The sequence below is a fragment of the Nocardia sp. NPDC057227 genome (assembly GCF_042669725.1).
GTDB lineage: Bacteria > Actinomycetota > Actinomycetes > Mycobacteriales > Mycobacteriaceae > Nocardia > Nocardia asteroides_A.
Genome location: NZ_JBHUXA010000002.1, coordinates 233,851 through 260,479 on the forward strand (window position 1 = coordinate 233,851; position 26,629 = coordinate 260,479).

General features: G+C 71.4%; 27 protein-coding genes. 19 read left to right on the forward strand and 8 right to left on the reverse strand.

What is annotated here, in order from left to right; translation table 11 throughout:
* The first annotated feature begins 113 nt into the window (after window positions 1-113).
* The 6 genes from clpB to ACFUJ1_RS04355 all read left to right on the forward strand — a co-directional run bounded on the left by clpB (window position 114) and on the right by ACFUJ1_RS04355 (window position 7,345).
* Window positions 114-2,663: an ATP-dependent chaperone ClpB gene (gene clpB, locus ACFUJ1_RS04330; RefSeq protein WP_378642302.1), complete on the forward strand. Its 2,550-nt coding sequence runs from the start codon at window positions 114-116 to the stop codon at window positions 2,661-2,663.
* A gap of 215 nt (window positions 2,664-2,878) precedes the next feature.
* On the forward strand, window positions 2,879-3,739 hold the full coding sequence (locus ACFUJ1_RS04335) for a DUF5666 domain-containing protein (RefSeq protein WP_378642303.1): 861 nt from the start codon (window positions 2,879-2,881) through the stop codon (window positions 3,737-3,739).
* Window positions 3,740-3,818: 79 nt separating this feature from the next.
* Window positions 3,819-4,760, forward strand: a complete 942-nt coding sequence (locus tag ACFUJ1_RS04340) for a hypothetical protein (RefSeq protein WP_378642305.1) — start codon at window positions 3,819-3,821, stop codon at window positions 4,758-4,760.
* Window positions 4,761-4,952: 192 nt separating this feature from the next.
* Window positions 4,953-5,528, forward strand: a complete 576-nt coding sequence (pyrE, locus tag ACFUJ1_RS04345) for an orotate phosphoribosyltransferase (RefSeq protein WP_378642307.1) — start codon at window positions 4,953-4,955, stop codon at window positions 5,526-5,528.
* 48 nt (window positions 5,529-5,576) lie between these two features.
* On the forward strand, window positions 5,577-6,635 hold the full coding sequence (locus ACFUJ1_RS04350; RefSeq protein WP_378642309.1) for a beta-ketoacyl-ACP synthase III: 1,059 nt from the start codon (window positions 5,577-5,579) through the stop codon (window positions 6,633-6,635).
* Window positions 6,635-7,345, forward strand: coding sequence for a lysoplasmalogenase (locus ACFUJ1_RS04355; protein WP_378642311.1), 711 nt, complete (start codon window positions 6,635-6,637; stop codon window positions 7,343-7,345). The genes ACFUJ1_RS04350 and ACFUJ1_RS04355 overlap by 1 nt, the downstream gene beginning before the upstream one ends.
* Here ACFUJ1_RS04355 and ACFUJ1_RS04360 read toward each other — a convergent pair.
* A complete protein-coding gene (locus ACFUJ1_RS04360) occupies window positions 7,342-7,977 on the reverse strand; it encodes a response regulator (protein WP_378642949.1) in 636 nt (211 codons plus the stop codon). The two genes, ACFUJ1_RS04355 and ACFUJ1_RS04360, sit on opposite strands and share 4 nt — an antisense overlap.
* A gap of 133 nt (window positions 7,978-8,110) precedes the next feature.
* Complete coding sequence (locus tag ACFUJ1_RS04365; RefSeq protein WP_378642313.1) at window positions 8,111-9,415, reverse strand: sensor histidine kinase; 1,305 nt, start codon at window positions 9,413-9,415, stop codon at window positions 8,111-8,113.
* A 90-nt stretch (window positions 9,416-9,505) separates the two neighbouring features.
* On the opposite strand from ACFUJ1_RS04365, the gene ACFUJ1_RS04370 reads away from it, so the two are divergent.
* Entirely contained in the window at window positions 9,506-9,826 is a 321-nt protein-coding gene (locus ACFUJ1_RS04370; protein WP_378642315.1) for a DUF4190 domain-containing protein, read from the forward strand.
* A 2-nt stretch (window positions 9,827-9,828) separates the two neighbouring features.
* Here ACFUJ1_RS04370 and ACFUJ1_RS04375 read toward each other — a convergent pair whose 3' ends face one another.
* Window positions 9,829-10,098, reverse strand: a complete 270-nt coding sequence (locus ACFUJ1_RS04375) for a type II toxin-antitoxin system Phd/YefM family antitoxin (protein WP_378642317.1) — start codon at window positions 10,096-10,098, stop codon at window positions 9,829-9,831.
* A gap of 79 nt (window positions 10,099-10,177) precedes the next feature.
* Here ACFUJ1_RS04375 and ACFUJ1_RS04380 point away from each other — a divergent pair, with 79 nt between their 5' ends.
* From ACFUJ1_RS04380 to ACFUJ1_RS04390, 3 genes are all read left to right on the forward strand, one after another.
* Window positions 10,178-10,456, forward strand: a complete 279-nt coding sequence (locus ACFUJ1_RS04380) for a type II toxin-antitoxin system RelE/ParE family toxin (RefSeq protein WP_378642319.1) — start codon at window positions 10,178-10,180, stop codon at window positions 10,454-10,456.
* Window positions 10,457-10,465: 9 nt separating this feature from the next.
* Entirely contained in the window at window positions 10,466-11,140 is a 675-nt protein-coding gene (locus ACFUJ1_RS04385; RefSeq protein ID WP_378642321.1) for a TrmH family RNA methyltransferase, read from the forward strand.
* Window positions 11,141-11,321: 181 nt separating this feature from the next.
* Window positions 11,322-12,407, forward strand: coding sequence for a glycoside hydrolase family 76 protein (locus ACFUJ1_RS04390; RefSeq protein ID WP_378642951.1), 1,086 nt, complete (start codon window positions 11,322-11,324; stop codon window positions 12,405-12,407).
* On the opposite strand, the gene ACFUJ1_RS04395 is transcribed toward ACFUJ1_RS04390, so the two are convergent.
* A complete protein-coding gene (locus tag ACFUJ1_RS04395) occupies window positions 12,404-13,090 on the reverse strand; it encodes a DedA family protein (RefSeq protein ID WP_378642324.1) in 687 nt (228 codons plus the stop codon). The genes ACFUJ1_RS04390 and ACFUJ1_RS04395 overlap by 4 nt on opposite strands.
* 248 nt (window positions 13,091-13,338) lie before the next feature.
* Between ACFUJ1_RS04395 and fbaA the strand changes: the two genes are divergently transcribed.
* From fbaA to ACFUJ1_RS04410, 3 genes are all read left to right on the forward strand, one after another.
* On the forward strand, window positions 13,339-14,373 hold the full coding sequence (gene fbaA, locus ACFUJ1_RS04400; protein WP_378642325.1) for a class II fructose-bisphosphate aldolase: 1,035 nt from the start codon (window positions 13,339-13,341) through the stop codon (window positions 14,371-14,373).
* A gap of 28 nt (window positions 14,374-14,401) precedes the next feature.
* On the forward strand, window positions 14,402-15,520 hold the full coding sequence (locus ACFUJ1_RS04405) for a BTAD domain-containing putative transcriptional regulator (RefSeq protein ID WP_378642327.1): 1,119 nt from the start codon (window positions 14,402-14,404) through the stop codon (window positions 15,518-15,520).
* 180 nt (window positions 15,521-15,700) lie between these two features.
* Window positions 15,701-17,140, forward strand: coding sequence for a DUF4185 domain-containing protein (locus tag ACFUJ1_RS04410; protein WP_378642954.1), 1,440 nt, complete (start codon window positions 15,701-15,703; stop codon window positions 17,138-17,140).
* On the opposite strand, the gene ACFUJ1_RS04415 is transcribed toward ACFUJ1_RS04410, so the two are convergent.
* Together ACFUJ1_RS04415 and ACFUJ1_RS04420 are read right to left on the reverse strand one after the other, a co-directional pair.
* Window positions 17,141-18,163 (reverse strand): fused (3R)-hydroxyacyl-ACP dehydratase subunits HadA/HadB, encoded by a 1,023-nt coding sequence (locus tag ACFUJ1_RS04415; RefSeq protein WP_378642329.1) that lies wholly within the window; start codon window positions 18,161-18,163, stop codon window positions 17,141-17,143.
* An 85-nt stretch (window positions 18,164-18,248) separates the two neighbouring features.
* Window positions 18,249-19,082 (reverse strand): hypothetical protein, encoded by an 834-nt coding sequence (locus tag ACFUJ1_RS04420; RefSeq protein ID WP_378642331.1) that lies wholly within the window; start codon window positions 19,080-19,082, stop codon window positions 18,249-18,251.
* Between the two features lie 1,356 nt (window positions 19,083-20,438).
* Between ACFUJ1_RS04420 and ACFUJ1_RS04425 the strand changes: the two genes are divergently transcribed.
* Together ACFUJ1_RS04425 and ACFUJ1_RS04430 are read left to right on the forward strand one after the other, a co-directional pair.
* On the forward strand, window positions 20,439-20,876 hold the full coding sequence (locus ACFUJ1_RS04425; RefSeq protein ID WP_357017657.1) for a DUF3151 domain-containing protein: 438 nt from the start codon (window positions 20,439-20,441) through the stop codon (window positions 20,874-20,876).
* A gap of 6 nt (window positions 20,877-20,882) precedes the next feature.
* Window positions 20,883-22,031, forward strand: coding sequence for an aromatic acid exporter family protein (locus ACFUJ1_RS04430; protein WP_378642334.1), 1,149 nt, complete (start codon window positions 20,883-20,885; stop codon window positions 22,029-22,031).
* A gap of 180 nt (window positions 22,032-22,211) precedes the next feature.
* Here the strand turns inward: ACFUJ1_RS04430 and ACFUJ1_RS04435 are convergent, their stop codons facing one another.
* Both ACFUJ1_RS04435 and ACFUJ1_RS04440 read right to left on the reverse strand, forming a co-directional pair.
* On the reverse strand, window positions 22,212-22,982 hold the full coding sequence (locus ACFUJ1_RS04435; RefSeq protein ID WP_378642336.1) for a site-2 protease family protein: 771 nt from the start codon (window positions 22,980-22,982) through the stop codon (window positions 22,212-22,214).
* Window positions 22,979-23,638, reverse strand: coding sequence for a hypothetical protein (locus tag ACFUJ1_RS04440; protein WP_378642338.1), 660 nt, complete (start codon window positions 23,636-23,638; stop codon window positions 22,979-22,981). Before ACFUJ1_RS04440 ends, ACFUJ1_RS04435 begins: the two co-directional genes overlap by 4 nt.
* 231 nt (window positions 23,639-23,869) lie before the next feature.
* Here ACFUJ1_RS04440 and ACFUJ1_RS04445 point away from each other — a divergent pair, with 231 nt between their 5' ends.
* The 4 genes from ACFUJ1_RS04445 to ACFUJ1_RS04460 all read left to right on the forward strand — a co-directional run bounded on the left by ACFUJ1_RS04445 (window position 23,870) and on the right by ACFUJ1_RS04460 (window position 26,627).
* Window positions 23,870-25,159 carry an adenylosuccinate synthase gene (locus ACFUJ1_RS04445; protein ID WP_378642340.1) on the forward strand — a complete coding sequence of 430 codons (1,290 nt, stop codon included), beginning with the start codon at window positions 23,870-23,872 and terminating at the stop codon, window positions 25,157-25,159.
* A 72-nt stretch (window positions 25,160-25,231) separates the two neighbouring features.
* Entirely contained in the window at window positions 25,232-25,678 is a 447-nt protein-coding gene (locus tag ACFUJ1_RS04450; protein WP_378642342.1) for a helix-turn-helix domain-containing protein, read from the forward strand.
* Between the two features lie 42 nt (window positions 25,679-25,720).
* On the forward strand, window positions 25,721-26,332 hold the full coding sequence (locus ACFUJ1_RS04455; protein ID WP_378642344.1) for a PIN domain-containing protein: 612 nt from the start codon (window positions 25,721-25,723) through the stop codon (window positions 26,330-26,332).
* A 34-nt stretch (window positions 26,333-26,366) separates the two neighbouring features.
* The gene (locus tag ACFUJ1_RS04460; protein ID WP_378642346.1) at window positions 26,367-26,627 is read left to right on the forward strand and encodes a hypothetical protein; all 261 of its coding nucleotides are present in this window, start codon (window positions 26,367-26,369) and stop codon (window positions 26,625-26,627) included.
* Window positions 26,628-26,629 lie beyond the last annotated feature (2 nt).

The following is a 26,629-nucleotide window of genomic DNA, read 5'->3' on the forward strand; positions in this document are numbered from 1 at the left end:
CGGCCACCGGGGGATGCGCAAAGCCGCCGAAAAAACTAGAGTTGAGCGGAACAGACTCAACCTTTTGCGCGTTGAACCAGGCAACCTCAGAACTACAAGGCAGGAAGGTGACCGTGGACTCGTTCAATCCCACCACCAAGACCCAGGCCGCGCTGACCGCCGCGCTGCAGTCCGCGTCCACCGCGGGCAATCCGGAGATCCGTCCGGGGCATCTGCTGGTGGCGTTGCTCGACCAGACCGACGGTATCGCCGCCCCGCTGCTACAGGCGGCCGGGGTGGACCCGGCAGGCGTGCGGCGCGAGGCGCAGCAGATCGTCGACCGGCTGCCGCGCGCCACCGGCGCCACCACCGCGCCGCAGCTCGGCCGGGAGGCGCTGGCCGCGATCACCGCGGCGCAGCGGCTCGCCACCGAGCTCGGCGACGAGTACGTCTCCACCGAGCACGTGCTGGTCGGGCTGGCCGCGGGCGACTCCGAGGTGAGCAGGCTGCTCACCGGCCGCGGCGCCACCCCGGAGGCGCTGCGCGAGGCCTTCACCGCCGTGCGCGGCAGCGCCCGCGTCACCAGCCCGGACCCGGAGGGTACCTACCAGGCGCTGGAGAAGTACTCCACCGACCTCACCGCCCTCGCCCGCTCCGGCACGCTCGACCCGGTGATCGGCAGGGACACCGAGATCCGGCGCGTCGTCCAGGTGCTCAGCCGCCGCACCAAGAACAACCCGGTGCTGATCGGCGAGCCGGGCGTCGGCAAGACCGCCATCGTCGAGGGACTGGCCCAGCGGATCATCGCGGGCGACGTCCCCGAGTCGCTGCGCGGCAAGTCCGTGGTCTCGCTGGACCTCGGCGCCATGGTCGCGGGCGCGAAGTACCGCGGCGAGTTCGAGGAGCGGCTCAAGGCCGTGCTGGAGGACATCAAGAACAGCGCGGGCCAGATCATCACCTTCATCGACGAGCTGCACACCATCGTGGGCGCCGGCGCGACCGGCGAGTCCGCGATGGACGCGGGCAACATGATCAAGCCCATGCTGGCCCGCGGCGAGCTGCGGCTGGTCGGCGCGACCACGCTGGAGGAGTACCGCAAGCACATCGAGAAGGACGCCGCGCTGGAGCGGCGCTTCCAGCAGGTGCTGGTCGGCGAGCCGTCGGTGCAGGACACCGTCGGCATCCTGCGCGGCATCAAGGAGCGCTACGAGGTGCACCACGGCGTCCGGATCACCGACTCCGCCCTGGTGGCGGCGGCGACCCTGAGCGACCGCTACATCACCTCCCGGTTCCTCCCGGACAAGGCGATCGACCTGGTCGACGAGTCGGCGTCCAGGCTGCGCATGGAGATCGACTCCCGCCCGGTGGAGATCGACGAGGTGGAGCGCGCGGTGCGGCGGCTGGAGATCGAGGAGGTCGCGCTGGGCAAGGAGACCGACGAGGCCTCCAAGCAGCGGCTGGAGAAGCTGCGCTCCGAGCTCGCCGACGACCGGGAGAAGCTCAACCAGCTCACCACCAGGTGGCAGAACGAGAAGAACGCCATCGACCGGGTGCGCACGCTCAAGGAGGAGCTGGAGTCGCTGCGCGGCGAGTCCGAGCGGGCCGAGCGCGACGGCGACCTCGGCAAGGCCGCCGAGCTGCGCTACGGCCGGATCCCGGCGCTGGAGAAGCAGCTGGTCGAGGCCGAGCAGAGCTCCGCGGCGGGCACCGGTGAGCTGATGCTCAAGGAGGAGGTCGGCCCGGACGACATCGCCGATGTGGTCTCCGCGTGGACCGGCATCCCGGTCGGGAAGATGCTGGAGGGCGAGACCCAGAAGCTGCTCCGGATGGAGGACGAGCTCGGCAGGCGGGTCGTCGGCCAGCTGGACGCGGTGCAGGCCGTCTCCGACGCGGTGCGCCGCGCCAGGGCGGGCGTCGCCGACCCGGACCGCCCGACCGGCTCGTTCCTGTTCGTCGGCCCCACCGGCGTCGGCAAGACCGAGCTCGCGAAGGCGCTGGCGGACTTCCTGTTCGACGACGAGCGGGCCATGATCCGGATCGACATGAGCGAGTACAGCGAGAAGCACGCGGTGGCCAGGCTGGTCGGCGCGCCGCCCGGCTACGTCGGGTACGACCAGGGCGGCCAGCTCACCGAGGCGGTGCGCAGGCGGCCGTACACGGTGGTGCTCTTCGACGAGATCGAGAAGGCGCACCCGGACGTCTTCGACATCCTGCTGCAGGTGCTGGACGAGGGCAGGCTCACCGACGGCCAGGGCCGCACGGTGGACTTCCGCAACACCATCCTCATCCTCACCTCCAACCTGGGTGCCGGTGGCGAGCGGGAGTTCGTCATGAACGCGGTGCGCTCCGCGTTCAAGCCGGAGTTCCTGAACCGGCTGGACGACGTCGTCATGTTCCACGCGCTGGACGAGGTGCAGCTGCAGCACATCGTCGACATCCAGCTGGAGCAGCTGCAGAAGCGGCTGGCGCAGCGCAGGCTCACGCTCGAGGTCACCGATTCCGCCCGCTTCTGGCTCGCGGTGCGCGGCTACGACCCGGTCTACGGCGCGCGGCCGCTGCGCAGGCTGATCCAGCAGGCCATCGGCGACACGCTCGCCAAGGAGCTGCTCGCCGGCGAGGTCGCCGACGGCGACACCGTCAAGGTCTCTGTCAGCCCCGACGGGGACGGGCTGGTGGTTGGATAGTCGCGCCTTCGCGCGACGTGGTTCCCGCCCTGGAGAGGTTCGTCCCTCGGCACTCGAGACTCGCGCCTTCGGCGCATGCGCTTCGAGCACCGAGGGACGAACCGGGCGGGAACCGATGCTCGTAAGACTCGCACCCGGCGGGGTTGCGCCGGGGATGGAGCGGCGCGGTCACCCATACAGGTGACCGCGCCTCTCGTAGTTCGTACCCTGTAGCTATGACGAACCCGAAGGACCCCTGGGGGCAGCGGCCGGACGAGAGTCCGACCCAACACCTCGGCGCGCCGGGTGCGTCGGGCGCACCGCCAACGAACGTCTTCGGTGGCTCGGCGGGCGGGTACGGCGAGTGGACGCCGCCGCCACCCCCGGACGCCACCCGCGAATTCCCCTCGTACGACAGCCAGTGGGGCCCGTACGACGGCCAGGGCGGCACCACGCAGCAGCCCTACCAGCAACAACCGCCGCCGGGGTACGTTCAGCCGCAGCAGCCCTACCAGCAGCAACCGCCGGGCTACGTTCAGCCGCAGCAGCAGGATTGGGTGAACGGCCACCCGCCGCCGGGGCACCAGGGCAGCGGCATCCCGCCGAGGCCGCCCAGGCGCAATACCGGGCTGTGGATCGGCCTCGGCCTCGCCGCCGTGCTGCTGATCGCGGTGCTCGGCGTCTTCGCCGGGCTGTACTTCACCGGCGGCGACGACGATTCGACCGCCGCGGGCACGACGACCACCGCGACCCGCCAGCCCGGCCGCACCACCGCGCCGCCATCGGCAAACCAGACCACCCCGTCCTTCCCGGCCCTGCCGAGCGAGCTCCCCGGCCTGCCCGGCCTGGAGGATCTCGGCAGCGCCATGGGCTCGATCACCGCGAACAACGGCGGCACGCTGACCCTGCGCACCCTGGACGGCAAGACCGTCACCGTCCGCACCGACGCCCGCACCCAGGTGATCTCGCTCGGCGTCAGCACCGCCGCCGACCTGCCGGTCGGCGAGATGGTCGTGGTGCAGGGCGACAAGGGCGCGGACGGCAATATCCTCGCCGAGATCATCATCAGCACCGGGCTTTCCGGGGGTGGCCGGTGACCGCGCGGGAAGCGACCCGGGCCGCCACGAGCCGAGGGTGCGGGGCAATCACGGGATCGGCTGGTTAGGCTGTGCGGCGATGACGGAGATGTGGTTCGGGTTGGCGGCGATCGCCCTGGTCGGTGCGGTCGTCCTGCTGTATTTCGACCGGGCGCAACGGCAGCGGACCGGTCACGCGCGCCAGGTGTGGGCCAAGGCCCAGGGATACACCTATGTGTCGGTGGAGCCGGCGCTACCTTCGACTTGGCGCCGCGGGGCGCTGGCCAAGCTCGGCTACCTCTCCGCGGTCGACGTGGTCTCCGGTATCCGCAAGGGCGAGAAGTTCGTGCTCTTCGACCTGGAGGACTCGGCGACGCTGATCGCGGTGCGCAGGCAGATCGGCTCGGACATCGACGTGGACATGCGGCTGAAGACCGCGTCCCCGCCGAAGGACGCCGACCTGGAGCTGCTCGGCGCGATCGGCGACCGGGTGGTCTTCGCGACCAACCCCGAGATCGCCAGGCACGCCGTCGATCAGCGGATGGTCGCGTTCATCGAGTCGCTACCCGACATCGTGCAGATGCTGTGGAGCGAGGGCAACTGGACCCTCGGCATGCTCTCCATCGGCACCGGGTCCCGCGACTGGGAGACCTCGATCGACGCCGTCCTTCGCCTTTCCGGTCTGCTGCACGTGCTTCCGCCGGAGAGCGACACCTACGGCGAGGGTGACTTCGGCCGACCGGGCGGCCGGGCCAAGCCGCGCCACGACGACGAGCCGGGCGACCCGGCCGGAACCCGCGACGCCGCAGGTGAATCCGCTGATCGGCCGCGCGCCGACGAGCGGCAGACCGGCGAGGCGGGCGCCGAGCCCGCGCAGCGCAGGCCGAGCCTGGCCGTCGTGCCCGGCAAGCGGGACGAGCCGCGCCGCCAGGAGCGGCAGGCAGGCGCCGAGCCGGACCAGGACGGCGACGAGGAAGGCGACCGCCCCGGCGGCCCGTTCCACCCCGGCTTCCGCCCCTACCAGGGGCCGGTCCCGCAGTAACCGGTACACCCGTCCGACCCGTATTCTGCAACCGAGGGTTGGTCCGTGGTCCGGCCGCAGCCGGATCGCGACGACAGCCGGATCGTGCCGAGCAGTGTGGCTGCGCGCGCGTACCGGAGACCGCGACCGGCGGACGCTCGTGCGGAGGCGCGCCGGATTTTGTCCGACGCACGCGAAAGGACGCGAGACCAGATGATCGACCACGCCATCGAGACGGCTCAGCACCGCTCCGGCTCCGCCGACCGGGGTGAGCTGGCGCGCCTCGTGCGCGAGCTGGCCGTCGTGCACGGCCCGGTGACCCTGTCCTCCGGCAAGCACGCCGAGTACTACGTCGACCTGCGCCGCGCCACCCTGCACCACCGGGCGGCCCCGCTGATCGGCAGCCTGCTGCGCGAGCTGGTCGCGGATTGGGAGTTCGAGGCCGTCGGCGGCCTCACCATGGGCGCCGACCCGGTCGCGCTCGCCGTCATGCACGCCCCCGGCCGCCCGATCAACGCCTTCGTGGTGCGCAAGGCCGCCAAGGAGCACGGCATGCAGCGCCGGATCGAGGGCCCCGACGTGGTCGGGCGCCGGGTGCTCGTGGTCGAGGACACGACCACCACCGGAAACTCCCCGCTCACCGCGGTGCGCGCACTGCGCGAGGCGGGCGCCGACGTGGTCGGCGTCGCCACCGTCGTCGACCGGGAGACCGGCGCCGACCAGGTGATCGCCGCCGAGGGGCTGGGCTACCGGTCCATCCTCGGATTGGCCGATCTCGAGCTGGGATAGCCTGATGAGCGGTTTGTCCTGCGTTTCGAAGGGTCGTGTGAGTCACCCGTGGTGAGCATTGCTGTCAACAAGGGTCGAGAGAATGTGGCGATGCTCGGTATCGGTGCCTATCGACCTACCCGCATCGTGAGCAACGACGAGGTCTGCGAGGTACTCGACTCCACCGATCAGTGGATCTTCGAGCGCAGCGGGATCCGCAACCGGCGCTGGATCAGCGGCGACGAGACGGTCAGGACGATCGCCGTCGCCGCCGCCGAGCGGGCGATCGTGAGCAGCGGGATCGACCGCGCCGAGATCGGCACCGTGATCCTCGCCACCGGTACCTGGCCGTACAAGACCCCGCACGGCGCGCCGTCGATCGCCTACGACCTCGGCATCAACGGGGTGGCGGCCTTCGACCTGGAGAGCGGCTGCGGCGGGTTCTGCTACGGCCTCGGTGTCGGCGCGGATCTGATCCGGGCCGGGTCGGCGAAGTACGTGCTGCTCATCGGGGTCGAGACCATGTCGATCGGGATGGACCCGCACGATCGCGGCACCGCCTTCATCTTCGGCGACGGCGCCGGCGCGGTGGTGATCGGCCCGAGCGAGGAGAACGGCATCTCGCCGACCGTCTGGGGCAGTGACGGCGAGAACGCGCTCGCCATCTCGCAGAACTACGACATCCTCGCCTACGAGGACCGCGCGGAGCAGCTGCAGGGCACCGACCCGGCCGCGGATCCGGTGGGCCGCATGGTGATCCGGATGGAGGGGCCGCGGGTCTTCCGCTGGGCCGCGGTGACGCTGCCGCGCGCGCTCTCCACCGCGCTCGAGGTCTCCGGGGTCTCCAAGGACGAGCTGGAGGTGTTCATCCCGCACCAGGCGAACGCCAGGATCAACGAGCTGATGAAGAAGAACCTCGGCCTCGCCGACGAGATCCCGATGGCGAACGACGTCGAGAACACCGGCAACACCTCGGCCGCCTCCATCCCGCTCGCCATCGAGGAGATGCTGGTGAGCGGGAAGGCCAAGGGCGGGCAGACCGCGCTGCTGCTCGGCTTCGGCGCCGGGTTGAGCTACGCGGGCCAGGTCGTCACGCTGCCGCCCGCGCCGAAGGAGCCGAGCTTCTGATGCGGCCGTTCCGGGCCGGGTTCCTCGCCGCGGCGGCGCTCACCGTCGCCGGGGCGGTCACCGGCCGGGAGCGCTGGCAGTGGGTCGGCAAGCCGCTGCTCATGCCGCTGCTCGCGGCGGACGTCGCGGTGGCGGGGAAGGCGATCGACCCGGCCGAGCGGAGCACGCTGCTCGCGGCGCTCGGTGCCGCCACCGTCGGCGACGTGCTGCTCATCGACCCGGACGACGACCGCAGGCTGGTGGCGGGCGCCTCGGCGTTCGGGGTCATGCAGGGCTGCTACGCGGCGCTCTGGTGGCGGCGCGGGGCCCGGCCGACCGCCGCCGTCGCGGTGCCGCGGCTGCTGGCCTGGGCCGGTGCCGCCGCGCTGCTGCGCAGGCTGGCTCCTGCCGTGGCGGCGCCGCTCACCGGGTACGGCCTCGCGCTCGGGGCGGCCGGGGTGCTCGCCTCGGATCCCGATCTGGCGCCGAACTCGCCCACCGTCGGCGGCGTCGTACTGCCGGACGAGGACCCGCGCAGCAGGCTCGGGCTCGGCGCGCTGCTCTTCACCGTCTCGGACGGGCTCATCGTGTTCCGCAGGCTGCTGCTGCGCGGCGAGCGCTCGCGGCGGCTGGCCGAGGGCGTCATCCTGGCGACCTACGCGGCGGCGCAGTACCTGCTCGCCGACCCCGCCACGCACGCCTCAACCCCGTCCGCGCCTCCGGCGCGCTAGCCGCGCAGCCGGAGCACCGCGAGCACGCGGCGGTGGTGCGTGTCCGATGGCGGCAGGTCGAGCTTGGTGAAGATATTGCCGATGTGCTTCTCCACCGCCCGCTCGGTCACGTGCAGCGCCGCCGCGATGGCGACATTGCTCAGCCCCTGGGCCATGCGCTCCAGCACCTCGCGCTCGCGTGGGGTGAGCCGGTCCAGGCCGTCCCGGCCCGCGTTCATCAGCTGGCTCACCACCTCGGGGTCGAGCGCGGTGCCGCCTGCCGCCACCCGGGTGAGCGCATCCACGAACTCGCGGACGTCGGCGACCCGGTCCTTGAGCAGGTACCCGACCCCCGCCGCGCCCGCCGCGAGCAGCTCGGTGGCGTAGCGGGTCTCGATCCACTGCGAGAACACCAGAACGCCGAGGCCGGGGTGGCCGCGGCGCAGTTGCAGCGCGGCGAGCAGCCCCTCGTCGGTGAAGGTTGGCGGCATGCGGATGTCGACCACCGCGACGTCGGGGCGGTGCTCGGTGACGGCCTGGATCAGCGCCCGAGCGTCGCCCGCCATGGCGACCACCTCGTGGCCGTGGTCGGCGAGCAGCGCGGCGAGGCCGTCGCGCAGGATCGCGGAGTCCTCCGCGATCACCACCCGCAGCGGCGGGGTCACGGCAGCCCTGCCGGGGGAGTGATCGCGGTCCGCGACCGTGTGGCAGACCCGGCGGCGAGCGGGCGCCGGGCTGTCGGTTCGGCATTGTGCCCGACCGCGGCGTCGGGCCGGTCCGAGCCGCTCACTCCGGCACGGCCACGGGCAGGGTGACCGTGACCGCCGTCGGCCCGCCATCGGGGCTCACCACGGTGAGCTCGCCGTCCACCGAGCGAGCCCGGGCCGCGAGCCCGGCCAGCCCGCCGACCGGCTGCTCGGAGACAGTCGGCGGCAGCACCCCGCCGCGCCCCTCGTCCCGGACGGTGAGCGTCAGCTGTTCCGCATCGCCGCGCACCCGCACCTCCGCCTCCTGCGCCCCGGAGTGCTTCACGACATTCGTGAGCAGCTCAGCCACCGAGAAGTAGGCGATCGCCTCGATCGCCGGACTCGGCCGCACCGGAAGCACGCATCGCAGCTGTACCGGAACCGCGCACCGCGCGACCAGGGTCTCCAGCGCGGCCTCCAGCCCGAGCTCCAGCGCGGGCGGGTGGATGCCGCGCACCAGCTCGCGCAGCTCCACCAGTGCCTCCTTGGTCCCGGCGTGCGCCGCGGTGACGAGGTCGCTTGGATCGCCGCCGGAGTGCAGCCGCTGCTCGGCGCGGCCGAGCTCCATGGCGATGGTCACCAGCCGGGCCTGGGTGCCGTCGTGCAGGTCGCGCTCCAGCCGGCGCAGCGTCACCGTCGAATCGTCGACCGCCGCACGCCGTTTCGCGGCCAGCTCGGCCAGCTCCCGATCGCGCCCGGTCGGCGCGAGCAGCCCGCGCACCAGCAGCCCGTGCAGCAGCGCGGTCACCCGCAGCAGCCACGGTGCCGCCAGGCAGCAGAGCACGCCGACCGCCCCGACCAGCAGCACCCGTGGCCAGGAGTCCACGTAGAACTCGCCGAACTGGATGAACGAGCGGTGCTCGACCCCCCGCGCGTCCACATTGACCGGCTCGGCGAGCAGCCAGATCAGCGGCGAGAGCGCGAGCATCCCCGCCAGCCCCACCGCGAGCAGCACGTTCCAGCCGACCACCACGCCCAGCGCCACCTGCAGCAGCAGGAAGAGCAGCGCCCGCAGGGAGGCCCGGTCGCCGAACGCCCCCGCGAGAAAGCCGAGCAGCCCGGGCTTCGGCGTGAACGGCGGCGGCTCCGGCACCGCGACCCCGAGCAGCGCCGCGGCGAGCACCCGATACACCCGCCCCCAGACCCGCCCGCCCAGCAGCACCAGCGCCACCAGCGGCACACCGACCAGCAGCAGCGTCATCGAGATCCCGATCCCGAACCCGATCAGCAGATAGAGCCCGACCAGCGCGCCGAGCGGAACCGCCAGCACGACGAAGGCCAGGTCGCGCCAGGTGCGGGCGCGGAAGGGGGCGAGCAGGACGGCGCGGGCCGGATTCTCGGTCATGAATCCATGCTCGCCGCCCGGCTCCGCGCGGGCGAGGAGGCGAGCCGCCGAATTCCCGGTGTAGCCAGCACCACCCCGTACGATCTGCGCATGACCTACCCTCCGCCCGGGTACCCGCAGCAGCCCTACTTCCGGCCGCCGGACCACCCGCAGGCCACCACCATCGTCATCCTCGGCGTGCTCGGCCTCGTGCTCTGCCAGTTCCTCGGCCCGGTGGCCTTCGTCATGGGCGGCAAGGCGCTCAAGGAGATCGACAACTCCGGCGGCGCCGTCGGCGGCCGCAGCACCGTCCTGGCCGGCTACATCTGCGGCATCATCGGCACCGTGATCCTGGTCATCACCATCCTCGTGATCATCGCCGCCGTCATCATCGCCATCGTCGCGGGAGATTCGACCACCTCGACGTACTGAGCTCAGCCCAGGAGGTCGCGGCGCAGGTCGTCGACCGGGATGCCGGAGCCGTTGTCCTCGGCGACGGCGCGGCGCAGCAGCGCGGCATCCCGCGCGTCCTCGAGTTCTTCCAGCAGCCTCAGGTCATTCGCGGAGATGACCGCGGCGATGGCCTTGCCGTGCCTGGTGACCACTACGCGATCGCCCGCGTACGCGATGCGGTTCAGGACGTCCGCGAGGCGGCTGCGGAGCGAGCCCGAGGTCACCTCGTGGCGCTTGATCGGAGAAGCCATTCCCTCACGGTAAATTCGGCACTTCGGTACGTCAAGCACTAAATGTATGTTTTGTACAAAACTCGAGTGGGGGCGAGCTGTGCAGCACGAATACGAGGTCACGATCGCGGGTCCGGCCGAGCGGCAGCTCCGTAAGATCGCGGCGCGGGACAGGGCCATGGCCAAGGATCTGCTCGACGCCATCGACGGTCTGAAGCGCGATCCGCGGCCGGACGGGTGCAAGAAGCTGCGGGGTGTCGAGGGGTACCGGCTCCGCGTGCACCGATTCCGGATTCTGTACACGGTTTCGGACCGGGAGATTCGGGTGCGGGTGTTCCGGGTGGCGGACCGGAAGGAGGTCTATCGGGACCACCGATAACATGTCCGGGTGCCCGACCCCGAGACGCCCGAGCTGGTGGGACCCACGGAGTGGGGGGAGCATCCGCACGGGGTCGGGCCGTGGTGGGACGAGTACGGGGTCGCGCCGCCGGACGATCCGCGGTTGGATCCGGAGCTGCTGGCGGCGGGGGACCGGCGGAACGTGGTGGACGCGTACCGGTACTGGCGGCGGGAGGCGATCGTCGCCGATATCGACGCGCGCAGGCACCCGTTCCACGTGGCGATCGAGAACTTCGGGCACGACGCGAACATCGGCACCGTCGTGCGCACCGCCAACGCCTTCGCCGCGGCCGCGGTGCACATCGTCGGCAGGCGGCGCTGGAATCGCCGCGGCGCCATGGTGACCGACCGCTACCAGCACCTGGAGCACCACGAGAGCACCGCGGAGCTCGCGGACTACGCCGAGCGCAACGGCCTGCGGGTGGTCGCGGTGGACAACGTCCCCGGCGCGGTCCCGCTGGAGACCGCCACCCTGCCCCGCGACTGCCTGCTGCTCTTCGGCCAGGAGGGCCCCGGCGTCACCGACTCCGCGAGAGCGGCGGCCGCGCTGACCGTGTCGATCGCCCAGTTCGGCTCGACCAGGAGCATCAACGCGGGCGTCGCGGCCGGCATCGCCATGCACGCCTGGATCCGCCAGCACGCCGACCTCGGCACCGCCTGGTGACGAGAGCCGCAAACATGCCCGCCCGGCGCGCCGCGGCGGGACACGGCCGGAACGGTCACGGATGGGCCGCGATTCCGCGCGCCGACCTGGCACCATGGAGGGTATGACCTCGCGGAGCGGCCGCCCCCAGTCCGAATCGAGCGGCGCGGCGACCCCCGCGCTGTGGTCCGAGCGAGCGGACATGGCCGAATCGGCGATCCTCTCCCGGCACCTGCGGTCGGTATGGGTGCTTCCGCGCACCGCGCTCGGCGTGGTCGGCTGGCCGCCGACCCGGCGCGAGCGCGCCTTCTTCAACTGGCACTACTGGTGGCAGGCGCACCTCATCGACTGCGCGGTGGACGCCGCGAACCGGGTGCCGACCCCGGCCCGCCGCCGCCGGGTCGGCGCGCTGGCCCGCAGCCACCGGCTGCGCAACCTCACCGGCTGGACCAACAAGTACTACGACGACATGGCCTGGCTCGCCATCGCGCTGGAGCGCGCCGAGCGCACCCAGGACCTGCCTGCCCGCCGCGCCCTCACCGCGCTGGAGAAGGCGCTGCACGACGGCTGGAACCCGGCCGTCGGCGGCGGCCTGCCCTGGCGCATCGGCTCCGATTTCTTCAACGCCCCGGCCAACGGCCCGGCCGCCATCGCGCTCGCCCGGCTCGGCTACCGGGCCCGCGCGCAGGAGATGTCGGACTGGCTCGACGCCAACCTCCGCGACCCGGAGTCCGGGCTCATCCTGGACGGCATCCACCTGCCATCCGGCGAGATCGAGCGGCCGGTCTTCAGCTACTGCCAGGGCGTCGTCCTCGGCCTCGACGCCGAGCTCGCCGCGCACACCGGCGACCAGCGGCACCTGGACCGGGTGCACAATCTGCTCGGCGCGGTCCGCCGGGCCATGTCCACGAACGACGTGATCAACGGCGGCGGTGGCGGCGACGGCGGGCTCTTCAACGGCATCCTGACGCGCTACCTCGCGGTGGTCGCGGTGCTGCTGCCCGGCGACGACCCGGTGCAGGTGGAGGACCGCAGGATCGCGGCCGCGCTGGTCAGGGAGTCGGCCGAGGCGGCGTGGGCGAACCGGCTCGACGTCGAGGGCGAGCCGCTCTTCGGCAACGACTGGAGCAAGCCGGCGCAGCTGCCAGGCACCAGCGTCGGAGCCGGCCGCTTCACCACCGGCGGCTCGGTCACCGCCTCCGCCGTCCCCGAGCGCGACCTGGCCGTCCAGCTCTCCGGCTGGATGCTCATGGAGGCGGCCTACCAGGTCGCCGCCGCCGGGCTCTAGCGCTCCCTGATCACCTCGATCGGCATGGTGTCCAGGTCGTAGTCCTCGATCGGGCGCGCCATCTCCTGGCGGTACTGCCTGATCCCGAAGACCGTGCCGACCACCAGCGCGAGCACCAGCCCGACGATGACCACCGGCATGAGCCAGGGCAGCCGCTGCAGGAACCCGCCCGCGTAGTAGCCGATCAGCAACAGCACCGGCGCCCAGATGATCGCGCCGATGGTGCTGGCGATCGTGTATTTGCGGTGGTCCATCCCGGCCGCGCCCGCCACCATCGGGCAGAGCGTGCGCACCCAGGGGATCCAGCGGGCGACGAGCACCGCGAGGAAGCCGTGTTTGTGCAGCAGGTCGCCGACGCGCTGCAAATTCTTGGCATTGATGTAGCGGCCGTTCTTCCGCGCCACCATGTGGTGCCCGGTGCGCTTGCCGATCATGTACCCGACCTGGTTGCCCGCGATGGCGGCCACCATGGCCCCGCCGGAGAGCGCCCAGACGTGCGCCTCGCCCGAGGCGTGCGATGCCATCACGATTCCCGCGGTGACCAGCATGGAGTCGCCGGGCAGGAAGAGCCCGAGCAGGACCGCGCACTCCAGGAAGACGAAGGTGAGCACGACCGCCCACACGACGGCCGGACCTGCGGAGACGAGCGGATCGAAGGTGCCGACCGCGAGAACTTGCTGCACTCCGGACACCTGCTAGCGAATCCGCTCGCTCAGCGTCCGAGAACTCGTCTCGGCGTACCGAGTCCTCATCGTGCCGAGAGCCACCAGCGAAATCACCTTGACAACAGTACCGGTTTCCCGGAGTTTCGCTCGCGCAGCGGCGGCCCTCCCCTGCTGGGCCGGGAACATGCGCTGGCCTAGGGTGGTGACCGACATATGTGTCTCTTTCGCCGCACTAGCCAGTGCCGCTCAACACGGAGGTCTCACCAGTGCCTATCGCGACTCCGGAGGTCTACGCCGAGATGCTCGGCCGGGCCAAGGCGAACTCCTTCGCATTCCCCGCTATCAACTGCACGTCGTCGGAGACGATCAACGCGGCCATCAAGGGCTTCGCGGACGCAGGCAGCGACGGCATCATCCAGTTCTCGACCGGCGGCGCGGAATTCGGCTCCGGCCTCGGCGTCAAGGACATGGTGACCGGCGCGGTAGCGCTGGCGGAGTTCGCGCACGTGGTGGCCGCGAAGTACGGCGTGACCATCGCGCTGCACACCGACCACTGCCCCAAGGACAAGCTGGACGGCTTCGTCCGGCCGCTGATCGCGATCTCCCAGGAGCGCGTGAACGCCGGGCGGCACCCGCTCTTCCAGTCGCACATGTGGGACGGCTCGGCGGTGCCGATCGACGAGAACCTGGAGATCGCGCAGGAACTGCTGAAGACGACCGCCGCGGCCAACATCATCCTCGAGGTCGAGATCGGCGTCGTCGGCGGCGAGGAGGACGGCGTCGAGGCCGAGATCAACGACAAGCTCTACACCACCGCCGATGACTTCGAGAAGACCATCGCGGCGCTCGGCGCGGGGGAGAACGGCAAGTACCTGCTCGCCGCCACCTTCGGCAACGTGCACGGCGTCTACAAGCCGGGCAACGTCAAGCTGCGCCCCGAGGTGCTCGCCGAGGGGCAGCAGGTGGCCGCGGCCAAGCTCGGCCTCGGCGCCGACGCGCAGCCCTTCGACTTCGTCTTCCACGGCGGCTCCGGCTCGCTCAAGTCCGAGATCGAGGCGGCGCTGAACTACGGCGTGGTCAAGATGAACGTCGACACCGACACCCAGTACGCCTTCACCCGCCCGGTGGCCGGGCACATGTTCGCCAACTACGACGGCGTGCTGAAGATCGACGGCGAGGTCGGCAACAAGAAGGTCTACGACCCGCGCGGCTACCTGAAGAAGGCGGAGACCTCGATGGCGGCGCGCGTGGTCGAGGCGTGCAATGATCTGAAGTCCGCGGGGAAGTCGATCAGCGCCTGACCCCCTGACTCCACGAGGGCTCGAGCAGATGAGTCTCGATGTGCGCGTGCTCGGGTCCGTCGAACTGCTCGTCGGTGGTGTGCCGGTGGCGTTCGGCGGGCCCAAGCCACGGGCCTTGCTTGCCGCGCTTGCGGTGAACCGGCGACGGGCCGTCTCGTCGTCGGCGCTCGCCGAGATGGTGTGGAACGAGGACCCGCCGGACTCCTACTCCGCGAGCCTGCAGGTCTTCGTCTCGAATCTCCGCAAGGCACTGCGCAACTCCGGCATCGACCCGGCGCGAGTGCTGCGCACCGAGGCATCCGGGTACCGGCTGGAGGTGTCCGAGGAGGCCTGCGATCTCGGCCGCTTCCAGGCGGCGCGGGAGGCGGGCACGCGGGCGGCCGAGGCGGGCGATCACGCCAGCGCCGCCCAGCACTTCGCCGCCGCGCTGCGCGAGTGGCGCGGCCGGGCGCTCGCCGACCTGGCCGGGCTGCAGTTCGCCGACAGCTTCGCCACCGCCATGGAGGAGGAGCGGCTGCTCGCCGCCTCGGCCCGGTTCGACGCCGAGATCGCCTGCGGCCGCGCCTCGTCGGTGATCGGCGAGCTGGTCGCGGTGACCGGCGAGCACCCGCTGCGCGAGCCGCTCTGGGGCCAGCTCATCACCGCGCTCTACCTCTCCGGCCGCCAGGCCGACGCGCTCGACGCCTGCCGCCGGGTGCGCGCCGTGCTCGCCGACGAACTCGGCATCGACCCGGGCCCCGCGCTCATCGAACTGGAGCAGCGGGTGCTGCGCCAGGAGCCGCTGCACACCAGTGAGCTCAAGCGCACCGACCAGCTCGCCGCCGCCATGACCGAGACGGTCACCGAGACCCCGCGCACCGTGCGCAGCGGGCAGCTGCGGCTCGCCGACGGCCGCGCCGTGCTGATTCCGCCGAGCGGCATCCGGATCGGCCGGATGACCGACAACGACCTGGTCCTGGACGACCCCAAGGCCAGCCGCTACCACGCCGCGATCACCCCGACCAGGGCCGGGCTGCTGATCAAGGACCTGAACTCGGCGAACGGCGTCTTCATCAACGAGGAGACGATCGACGAGGGCGCGCCGCTGGCGGACGGCGACAGCATCCGGATCGGCTCCACCGTGCTCACGTTCCACGCCGACCGCTGAGCGGTTCGGCCGAATGCCGGTCGGCCGGCTGCGGTACGGCCGGCACCGGCCGCCGGGGATCGGGCCGCGGATCACGGGATCCGCCGGATGCCTGGCCGGTGCGGCCGGTAGGGTCGCACGCGATCGGGTCCGGTTGGTCTGCCGACGAGGGGAACTGCGCTGATGACGGGGTCTGCGGGGATGCGGACGATGGCGGTGTTCGGCGCGGTGCTCTGCGCCGCCGGTGTGCTGGCGAGCGGCCCGGCCGCCGCCGACGAGCCCGCCCCGGTGCCCGGCACCGGCCCCTGCGTCACCGACCCGCCGCCGGTGCACGAGCCGCTGGTCCCGAAGACGCTCGAGGTGCCGATCCCGTACCCGGTGGTCACCGTGCTTCCCCCGGAACCGCCCGCGCCGCAACCGGTCCGCGAGGAGACGGTGCTCCCGGACGACCCCTGCCGCAACCCGTGCCCCGACCTCACCGACCAGCCGGACCCACCGCCCAGCGTCGCCCGCCGCCTCGGCATCCCGGAGCTGCTGCTGAATCCGCAGCCGTTCTACTTCGCGCTCCCCGCGCCCGGCGCGGTCCCGCCGCCGCCCGCGCCGGAACCGGTGCAGCCGCCGGTCGACCCGGCCCCGCAGTCACCCGCCCCCGCGGCCCCGCGGGTCGGCGAGGTGCGCGAGGTCGCCAAGCAGACCGGCGCCTCCTCGATCAACCGCACCGACAAGCGCTGGCAGGTGCAGGGCACCGACCTCGGCATCATGTGGGAGAGCGCCCCCGGCGAGATCGCCATGGCCTTCGGCGACACCGTCGGCACCAACTTCCACCCGCCGGGCGGCATGGGCGGCGACTGGCGCAGCAACGTCCTCGCCTTCAGCACCGACCGGGAGCTGAGCGACGGCGTCACCTTCGACCGCATGGTCACCGACGGCCGCTGCCACGCCGCCGAGATCCTCTCCAGCCGCAAAATGGACAATGTGGAGATCACCACCATCCCCACCTCGGGCTTCGCCATCGGCTCCAGGCAGTTGCTGAGCTACATGTCGATCCGCACCTGGCACAGCGCGCCCGGCACCTTCTACACCAACTACGGCGGCATCGCCTACAGCGACGACGGCGGCAGCACCTGGACCGAGGACCCGCATGCCCGCTGGGACAACATCTTCGGCGTCTCGAACTTCCAGGTGAGCGCGATGGTGCCGCAGGGCGACCACGTCTACCTGTTCGGCACGCCCAACACCAGGCTCGGCGCGGTCGGGCTGGCACGAGTGCCGAAGGACCAGGTACTCAACACCACCGCCTACCAGTACTGGCGGGACGGCGCCTGGACCCCGGTCGGCGGCGCCGCCGCGGCCACCCCGGTGGTCGACGCACCCGCGGGCGAGCTCTCGGTGCGGTTCGACGCCGAGCGCGGGGTCTGGCAGATGAGCTACCTGGACACCGCGAAGGCAGCCATCGTCGTGCGCGAGGCGAGCTCGCCGCAGGGCGTCTGGTCACCGAGCACGCCGACGGTCAGCGTCCTCGACTACCCGGAGCTCTACGGCGGTTTCATCCACCCGTGGTCGCGCGGCGGTGACCTCTACTTCACGATCACCACCTGGAGCGACTACAACGTCTACCTGATGCACGCCGAGCTCGGCTGATCAGCCGAGCCTGACCTCCGCGACGGCGCGCCCGAAAAGCTTGCGCCCCTCGGAGGTTCCGGAGAGCAGCACCGTCGCGCTGCGCCGCTCCGGATCCAGCGACTTGATCCGGCCGCCGAACTCGACCGTGCTCGCCGTCGTCGTGTGCACCGGCACGAACCCGGAGAACCGCACGCTGAACTTCTCGATCGCGGTCGGGTCGCCGAGCCAGTCGGTCAGATAGCCTGCGGCCAGCCCCATGGTGAGCAGGCCGTGCGCCACCACCGTCGGCAGCCCGGCCAGCTTGGCCGCGTGTTCGCTGAAGTGGATCGGGTTCGGGTCGCCCGCGACGCCCGCGTAGTTCGCCAGGTCGCCGCGGGTGAGCCGGGCGGTGCCGGTCGGCAGCTCGTCGCCCTTGGCCAGCGCCGCGAAATCCGGGACGGTGCGCGGCGCCCGCTCCCGTCGCGGCGGGTTCGCCGGCGCGGGGCCGACGCCGAGCGGGATCAGCAGGTCGCTGTCTTCCAGCGCACCGACCTGCTCCACCGGGCTCGAGTGCATGACGATGTTCTCCACCGCCTCCACCAGGTCGGCGTCCACCTCGGCGCCTCGGCGCGCCACGATGGTGCTCGTGCCGGAGATCGCGACCTCGTTCCGATCGTTGCGCAGCGCGAACCGCACATTGACGAAGTCGTTGTCGCCGAAGTTGCGGATCGACTCGATCAGCATCTCGCTGGTCATCGAGTCGCCCGCCAGCAGCGGGCGGTGGATCTCGAAGACCTGGTCGGTCTGCAGGATCTGCGAGATGTCGTACTCGGTGAGCACCGAGTCGAGCAGCGCGCGGGTCGCCGCGAGCCCGATCACCGACGCGAAGGTCGGCGGTGCGAGCACCCGGTCGTACCCCAGCGCCGCGGCGTCCGCCTCCCGGTGGTGCGCGCCGTGCCCGTTCTGTACTGCCCTGGCGAACTCCCTGATCTTCTCGCGCCCCACCTCGTAGCGGTCCCGTACCCGGAACCGCTGACCGGTGAGCGTCTGTGTCTGCGCCACGTCCTTAACCCCCGAAAGCGTCGTCGTCTGATCGCGCATGATGCGGAAATGCTACTGATATGAACGGACGGAGACTGCTCGGGGTTCAGGGTGTGCCGGTGGGCGGCTCGCAGACCTTCCAGCCCGCGTCGGTGCGCTGCAGGTCGAAGGTGCGCTCGGTCTTGCTGTTCGGGTCGGAGGGGATGAAGACGGTCGCCTGGGCCAGCGCGGTGGCGTCGGTGACCCGCACGGCGTCCACCTTCTCCACCACCGGGATGCTGCCCGACTGCCGGGAGACCTGGTGCACGCCGGCGAAATCCTGCTCCGAGATGCCCTGGTAGTAGTCGTGCAGGGCGCCGCAGGTGGATTCGCGCAGCCCCGCCAGGTTGCCCTGGTCCAGCGACGACGTATACCGGTTGATCGCGGCGCGCACCTGGGTCTCCGGGGAGTCCGTGCCGCCGCCCGCCAGTGCGGCGATGATCGCGACTAGGGCCACGATCACGACGATCACCGCGCCGCCGATCAGCAGCAGTTTCTTCTGGCTCTTACCCTGTTCGGCCGGTTGCTGCTGTTGCTGTGGTTCGATCCGCTGCGGTGGGGCGATGGGGCGCTGTTGCTGCTGGGCCGGGCGGGTCGGCTGGATGTCGGCGGGGGAGGGGGCCGACGACACCTGGCGCGGTTCGGGCGGGCGCTGCGGGCCGGGGCCCTGGCCCGGGCGGGTCTCCTCGGCCTGGGCCGGGCCGGTCGGGCGCTGCGCCCCCGCCTGCTTCGGGCCCGGAGCCGGGCGCGGGGTGGTCGGCGGTTTGCTCAGCGGGACCGCGCCCGGCACCCGGTCGGTGCGCTGGATCCGCTGCGTCACCCCGTCGGGGTCCCCCTGCTGCTGCACGGAGAACGCCTGGGTCGGCGCGTCGGCGTCGCCCGGAGCCGGGACAGCGCGCATGGCGACGGTCTCGTCCGCCGAGTTGTCCGCCGCCGCCGGGCGAGCGATCTTCTCGGTCTCGTCCGCTTGCCCGTCCGAGGGGGGCGTGGCAGGAGGCGTCTGCTGCGGCGCGTTCCCGCCTGCAGTCGCGCCGGCTTGTGACTTCGTCTCGCCGGGTGCCAGGGGCGGTGTCGCGCCCGCTGCTCGCGCCGGAGTTCCGCCGGGTGCCTGCGGAGGGGTCGCGCCACCAGACCGTGGCGGAGCTCCGCCCGGCGCTTGTGACGGGGGAGTCCCGCCGGGCGCCTGCGGCAGCTTGGCGCTGCCCTGGGGCGAGCCGGGCCCGGCGGGGCTCTGCGTCGGCTTGTTCCCGGTGGGTGCCTGCGGCGATCCGGCCCCGCCAGGGCCTTGTGGCGGCTTGGCGCCCGCGGGTGTCTGTGGCGGCTTGGCGCTGCCAGGTCCCTGAGACGAGCCGGGCGCGGCTGGGCTCTGTGGCGGCTTGGTTGCCTGCGGCGCCCCCGAGCCCTGCGGCGGCTGAGTTCCCGCAGGTGTCTGCGGTGGCTTGTTCCCGGTGGGTGCCTGCGGCGATCCGGCCCCGCCAGGGCCTTGTGGCGGCTTGGCGCCCGCGGGTGCCTGCGGCGGCCTGCTCCCGCCGGGGCCCTGAGCCGGGCCGGGCGCACCCTGACCTTGCGGCGGCTGGGCAGTCGCCGGTGCCTGCGGTGGCTTGGTACCGCGGGGCCCCTGCGGCGATCCTGGCCCGCCCGGCGCTTGCGAAGGGGCCGGTGCCTGCGCAGTCTTGCCCCCGTCGGTCTGCTGCGGAGAGCCCGCAGTACCCGGGCCCTGCGGAGGCTGCACCCCCGCGGGAGTCTGCGGCTGCTCGTCGGCGCCCGGCACTCGGGGCGAACCAGCGCCGCCCGGCTCCTGCGGCGATGCGGTCTTCGCGGGAGCTCCTGCCCCACCGGACGCCTGCCCAGGGCCAGCGGCCCCGCGCGGCGCCTCGCCGGCACCGGATGCCGAGGCCGGCTCCTGCGCCGCACTACCGCCGGCACCCTGCGCCCCACCTGACGCCTGCTCAGGCGACACTCCCGGCTTCTGAACCGCCGAAGCAGCCCCGGCACCACCCACTTCCTGCCCGCTCCGCGCCGCGTCCACCTGACCCGGCCGAACACCCTGCCCCGCAGCAGAACCCTGCGATTCCACCTTCTCGGTGACCGCATCACCCCCCTGCGCAGCAATAGCCTCCGTTGGCGCGGAATCTCCGGATACCGAGTTCGTCTCGTCGTTCGGGTGGGACACCTACTACCCCTCGTTCCAGGCCGGGTCTTGTGAGTTGCGCGCCAGCCTATCGAGCATTTCCGGGAGCGGTGCACAATGATCCCCATGACCTCGTTCGGTGATCTGCTCGGCCCGCAGCCGGTCCTGCTTCCGGAACTCCACGACGCGGAGGACGCGCTGGACGGCGGCGCCGATCCGGTAGTCGTCGCGGCCGCGCACCCGTCGGCCTCCATCGCCTGGGCGCACCTGGCCGAGGCGGCGCTGGACCGGGCGGGCGAGGGCGAGGTGAACCACGACGTGGTCGCCGCCTACGCCTTCGCCCGCACCGGCTACCACCGCGGCCTCGACCTGCTGCGCCGCAACGGCTGGAAGGGCTTCGGCCCGGTCCCGTGGAGCCACGAGCCGAACCGCGGCTTCCTGCGCAGTGTCGGCGCGCTGGCCAGGGCCGCCAAAGCGGTCGGTGAGAGCGACGAGTACGCCCGCTGCCTCGACCTGCTCGAGGACTGCGATCCGCGGGCGGCCGCCGAGCTCGGCCTGGACTGACCCGGTTTGGCGGCGACGCGCGATCGGGTCAGGGCTGCGGGGCAGAGCGGCGCCGACCGCTTCCGCCGCTCCGCGAACCGGCTGCGCACCTCGGCGCTGCCGATCCTGCAGTGCTCGGTCGGCGCCGCGCTGGCCTGGTTCATCGCGCACACCGTGATCGGCCACCCGCAGCCGTTCTTCGCGCCGACGGCGGCGGTGGTCTCGATCGGCATCTCGTTCGGTGCGCGGGTGCGCCGCTCGGTGGAGCTGGTGGTCGGCGTCGCGGTCGGCATCGGCATCGGCGACGTCTTCATCTCCCGGGTCGGGACCGGGGTCTGGCAGATCGCGCTGGTGGTCGCGGTCGCGATGGCGCTGGCGATCTTCCTCGACGGCGGCTCGATCATCTCGATCCAGGCCGCGGGCTCGGCGGTGCTGGTGGCGACGCTGCTGCCGCCCGCCTCCGGCGGCGACCTCTCCCGGATGATCGATGCCCTGGTGGGCGGGCTGGTCGGGGTGGTCGTGGTCGCCGCGATCCCGCTGCACCCGGTGCGCCGGGCCCGCAACCACGCCGCCGAGGTACTCGCCGTCATGCGGGATGCGCTGCTGAACGGCGCCGAGGGGCTGCTGGAGCAGGACCCGGACAAGGTGAGCACCGCGCTCACCTCGATGCGCGCCACCCAGCCGCAGATCGACGCGCTGCGCTCCACCCTGGAGGGCGGCCGCGAGATCAGCCGCATCTCCCCGCTCTACTGGAACTCCCGCACCCGGCTGGAGCGCGTCGGCGCCACCGCCGACCCGCTCGACAACGCGGTCCGCAATGTCCGCGTCCTGCTGCGCCGCTCGCTCACCCTGATCCGCGACGACGAGATCCTCGATCAGCGGCTGATCGACGCGATCGAGCAGCTCGGCCACGCCGTCGAGGTCATGCGCGCGATGATGCTCGCCGACCCGGGCGAGCAGCCCGACCAGGCCGAGGCCGCCCGGGTGCTGCGCAGCATCGCCAAGGCCGCCCGGCCGGAGCTGGTCGATGGCGCGGGGCTGTCGGCGCACGTGGTGTTCGCGCAGCTCAGGTCGGCCGTCGTGGATCTCATGCAGGTCTGCGGGATGAAGCGGATCTCGGCCATCGCGCTGCTGCCGCCGACGGTGGAGAACCCGTACGTGCGCCCGGCGGAGTAGTCGAGTAGTCCGCTACTCGCGTCCCGGCGGCGCCGGGACCCTAGCGTTCAGGTCGGGCCGAGCCACGAGGGGTGCGCGGCCCGATACTTCGGTCGGCGGGGCCGCGCTCCCACTCCGGTGGGATCCTGCCGGCCGAATGTGGTCGCCCGGCTCCTCCCCGGTGAGCCGGGCGACCCACCCTCAGGTCCAGAACCGGGTGAGGTAGCCGCCGTAGCGGGACCACACGTCCGGCACGCCGGAGAGCTCGAAGAGCCAGTAGACGACGTCGAAGAAGACCGCGTTGATCGCGGGCGTGAAGAGCAGCGCGAAGACCAGCAGCATGCCGAACGGTTCGAACTGCTCCAGCCCGCGCCTCGTCCGGTAGCTGAGCGATGGCTTGAGCACCCCGTACCCGTCCAGCCCCGGAATCGGCAGGCTGTTCAGCAGTGTGGCGGTGACCTGGAGAAACGCCAGGAAACTCACCCCGAACCAGAACGCCGCGTGCTCGCTCGAACTGCCGAACACCCGGACGATCGCCAGCAGCAGCACCGCGAACACCAGGTTGACCAGCGGCCCGGCCGCCGAGATCAGCCGCTGCACATGCTTCGAGGCGAAGTCGGTGCGCACGTACACCGCCCCGCCGGGCAGCCCGATCCCGCCGAGCGCGATGAAGACGATCGGCAGCCCGATGGAGAGCAGCGGGTGGCTGTACTTGAGCGGGTTCAGCGTCAGGTAGCCGCGGATCTCGACCTCCCGGTCGCCCGCCCGCCACGCGGCGTAGGCGTGCGCGAACTCGTGCACGCACAGCGTCACCACCCAGCCGGCCACCACCAGCGTGAAGACGCCCGCCTTCGCCTGCACCGAGTCCAGCTCGGCGGTCCAGGCCAGCACCCCGCCGCCGATCGCGACCGCGAGGACGAGCAGGAAGATCGGGCTCGGGCGCACCGCGCGCCGCGCGGTCGGCAGGCTCATCGCACCAGCAGCCAGGGCTCGTGGTGCCGGTAGAAGCTGGCGCGCTTGACCACCCGGTCGTTCGGGATGCCGTCCCTGGTCACCACCGCGCCCGGCGTGCCGAGCTGCGCTGCCCTCCCCTCCAGCCAGCGCCGCCTGCGGAACCGGCGCCGCACGCAGGCGCGCACTCCCGGCTCCTCGATCGACGGCGAGACCAGCAGCGCCGGGACCGTTCCGGTGAACAGCCGCTCCTCGTCCACGTAGACCTCGCCCTCCAGCGCCCCGCCGTCCGGGCCGGTGAGCGTGGCGCGCCCGACCAGCACGGTGCCGGTGTCGTCCCTGATCAGCGGGGCCTCGGCGGCCTTGCCCTCGAGCGCGCGCTTGGCCGCGGCATTGCCGGTGCCGGTCTGGTAGGCGCGGGAGCCGTAGGTCTTGTCCACCGGCACGTAGCCGATCTCGACGTGCAACCGCTCGGTCCGCATGAGGTGCGTGAGGACGGCGGCCAGCGCCGCGTCGGCGCCGAGCACGATCAGGCGGGGCTTGCTGTCCGTGGCTAGCACCGGAAGCAGCTCGTCCACCAGCGATTTGGCCGGAACGGGATCGGTCTGCGTGGTCGGCTGCGAGGCGAGCGCGATCGGTACGGGCGCGTCCGCACAACGGAGAACGTGGGTACTCACCGTGGCCGTACACCTTCCTCGGTCCGAACGACCGCCGCGCTCCGCCCGCCGCGACCGGCCGCTCGCCGGTCCGCACCGTGCGAGCTTAGCCGCGCGCGGCACAGCGTGGAGAACAGCGGTTCCCGGCCGTGCGCGGCCGGTCGGCTAGACTGTCCTCCCGGCCACCGCCCCAGTACGGCAGGTAGCTGCAGCACAGAGGGTGCTGCGCCTCGAACCGTAGGAGTCAGCACCATGCCGGCAATCGTCCTGATCGGCGCCCAGTGGGGCGACGAGGGAAAGGGCAAAGCGACCGATCTGCTCGGTGAGCGGTTGCAGTGGGTGGTCCGGTACCAGGGCGGCAACAATGCCGGCCACACCGTGGTGCTTCCCAACGGTGACAAGTTCGCGCTGCACCTCATTCCGTCCGGCATCCTGACCCCCGGCGTCACCAACGTGATCGGCAACGGGGTCGTGGTCGATCCCGGTGTGCTCCTGGACGAGCTGGCCGGACTGGAACAGCGCGACGTCGATACCTCCGGGCTGCTGCTCTCGGCCGACGCGCACCTGATCATGCCGTACCACGTCGCCATCGACAAAGTGACCGAACGCTTCCTCGGCAACAAGAAGATCGGCACCACCGGCCGCGGCATCGGCCCCTGCTACCAGGACAAGGTCGCCCGCGTCGGCGTCCGGGTGGCGGACGTGCTCGACGAGAAGATCCTCACCCAGAAGGTCGAGGCCGCACTGGAATTCAAGAACCAGGTGCTGGTCAAGATCTACAACCGCCGCGCGCTCGACCCGCAGCAGGTGGTCGACGAGGTCCTCGCCCAGGCCGCAGGCTTCACGCACCGCATCGCCGACACCAGGTTGCAGCTGAACGAGGCGCTCGAGCGCGGCGAGACCGTGCTGCTCGAGGGCTCGCAGGGCACCCTGCTCGACGTCGACCACGGCACGTACCCGTACGTCACCTCGTCCAACCCCACCGCGGGCGGCGCCGCCGTCGGCGCCGGGATCGGGCCGAACAAGATCGACACGGTGCTCGGCATCCTCAAGTGCTACACCACCCGCGTCGGGTCGGGCCCCTTCCCGACCGAGCTCTTCGACCAGTACGGCGAATTCCTCGCCAAGCAGGGCGGCGAGGTCGGCGTCACCACCGGCCGCGCCCGCCGCTGCGGCTGGTTCGACGCCGTGATCGCCCGCTACGCCACCCGCGTCAACGGCATCACCGACTACTTCCTCACCAAGCTCGACGTCCTCTCCAGCCTGGACCGCGTCCCGATCTGCGTCGCCTACGAGGTGGACGGTGAGCGGGTCGAGCAGATGCCGACCACGCAGACCGGGTTCCACCACGCGGTTCCGATCTACGAGGAGATGCCCGGCTGGTGGGAGGACATCTCGCACGCTCGGACGTTCGAGGAGTTGCCGGTCAACGCGCAGGCGTATGTGCTGCGGTTGGAGGAGTTGTCCGGGGCTCGGATCTCGTGCATCGGGGTCGGGCCCGGGCGCGATCAGACGATCGTCCGGCACGACGTTCTGAGCTGAGCCGTCAAGCCGGTTGCACTTGTATGTGTAACTCCCTAGGCTGGTTGCGTACCGCTAGGGAAGGGGCCGACAGTGGAAGCGCTACAGCGGGACGATCGCGCCACCGTGACGGTGGGGTCGCGCGAAGTGGAGCAGGCTCGGGAGGTCGACGCCTTCCTGTCCGGCCGGAAAGCGGCCGTCACCGTCGACCTGGGCGCGGACCGCCGCCACACGCTGCCATCGGAGCTGGCCGAACTCGTGCTCACGCTGGTCGAGCTGGTCGGCCGGGGATCGACGGTGACCGTCGGCAGCATCCCCACCGAGATCACCACGACGGTGGCGGCCGGCATGTTGCGGATGTCACGGCCCTCGCTGATGAAACTCGTCCGAGCCGAGGAGATCCCCTCGCACAAGGTCGGATCGCACACGCGGCTGTACACCAGGGATGTGCTTGCCTTCCGGCGCAGGCAACTCGAGTCCCAGAGCGCGGCGTTCGATGAGTTGCGGGCCCTCGAGGAGGAGTGGGGCGTCGTCGACTGAAGTCCAGCGGCGCCTGGGGAGCGGTCACCTACTATGGGCCGAATGGGGGATGGCCGGATTCAGCGGGTTCTTGTCGATGCCAATATCTTGTACTCGCGCACTCTGCGGGACTGGCTCGCGCTGCTGTATCTCCGCGGCGGGGACGGGATGTTCCAGATCTTCTGGACCGAAGACATCATGGCCGAGACGCTCTACCGGCGGCGCAGGAACAATCCGTTCCTTTCGGAGGAGCAGATCGGCGGAACTCGCCGCACAGTCGCGAAAACGTTCGGCATCGATAGCGCGATCACCGGTTACAAGATCGACGAGACTGTCCCCTATCCGGACGTTTTCGACGCGCACGTACATTCCGCGGCCGTGCACGGCCGTGTCGACATAGTGGTCACCGGCGACCCGGCCGGATTCGTCTTCGACGGCGTCGACGACCTGCCGTACGAGGTCTACAGCGCGGACGACTTCTTCCAGCTCGTCGATGATTCCGCCCCGCAGTTGGTGCAGCGAGTCATGGAAGAACAGTTGCGCTACTGGGTGCCCCGCAACGGCAAGTCGCTACCCGAAGCGCTTCGTTCGGCTCTGGCTCCCCGGTTCGCCGAGCGAATCCGCGTCTATCTGCAGGCGGCAGATCTGCGGAAGGTTTTCGGTCCTGGAACTTAGCGCTACGGTGTATGCCCATGCAGGAGGGAGCGCCATGACGACCGCGGTCCGGTGCATGCTACCGCTGCTCGCAGCATTCCTGCTCGGCTGCGGTGCACAGGAAAGCGCCGTCACGGTGACATCCGAGTCTCTGACCCCGACCGAGTCGGTGCAGGACCGCAACCTCCGCATCCGCGAACAGCTACTCCAGCTCGGCTGCACCACCAATTCCTGCTTGCAGACCTATTTCGCCTGCCAGGACGGCACCCTCACCGGCGACCCCTGCCTCTTCTACCGGGAGCACCCACTGCCCTGAGC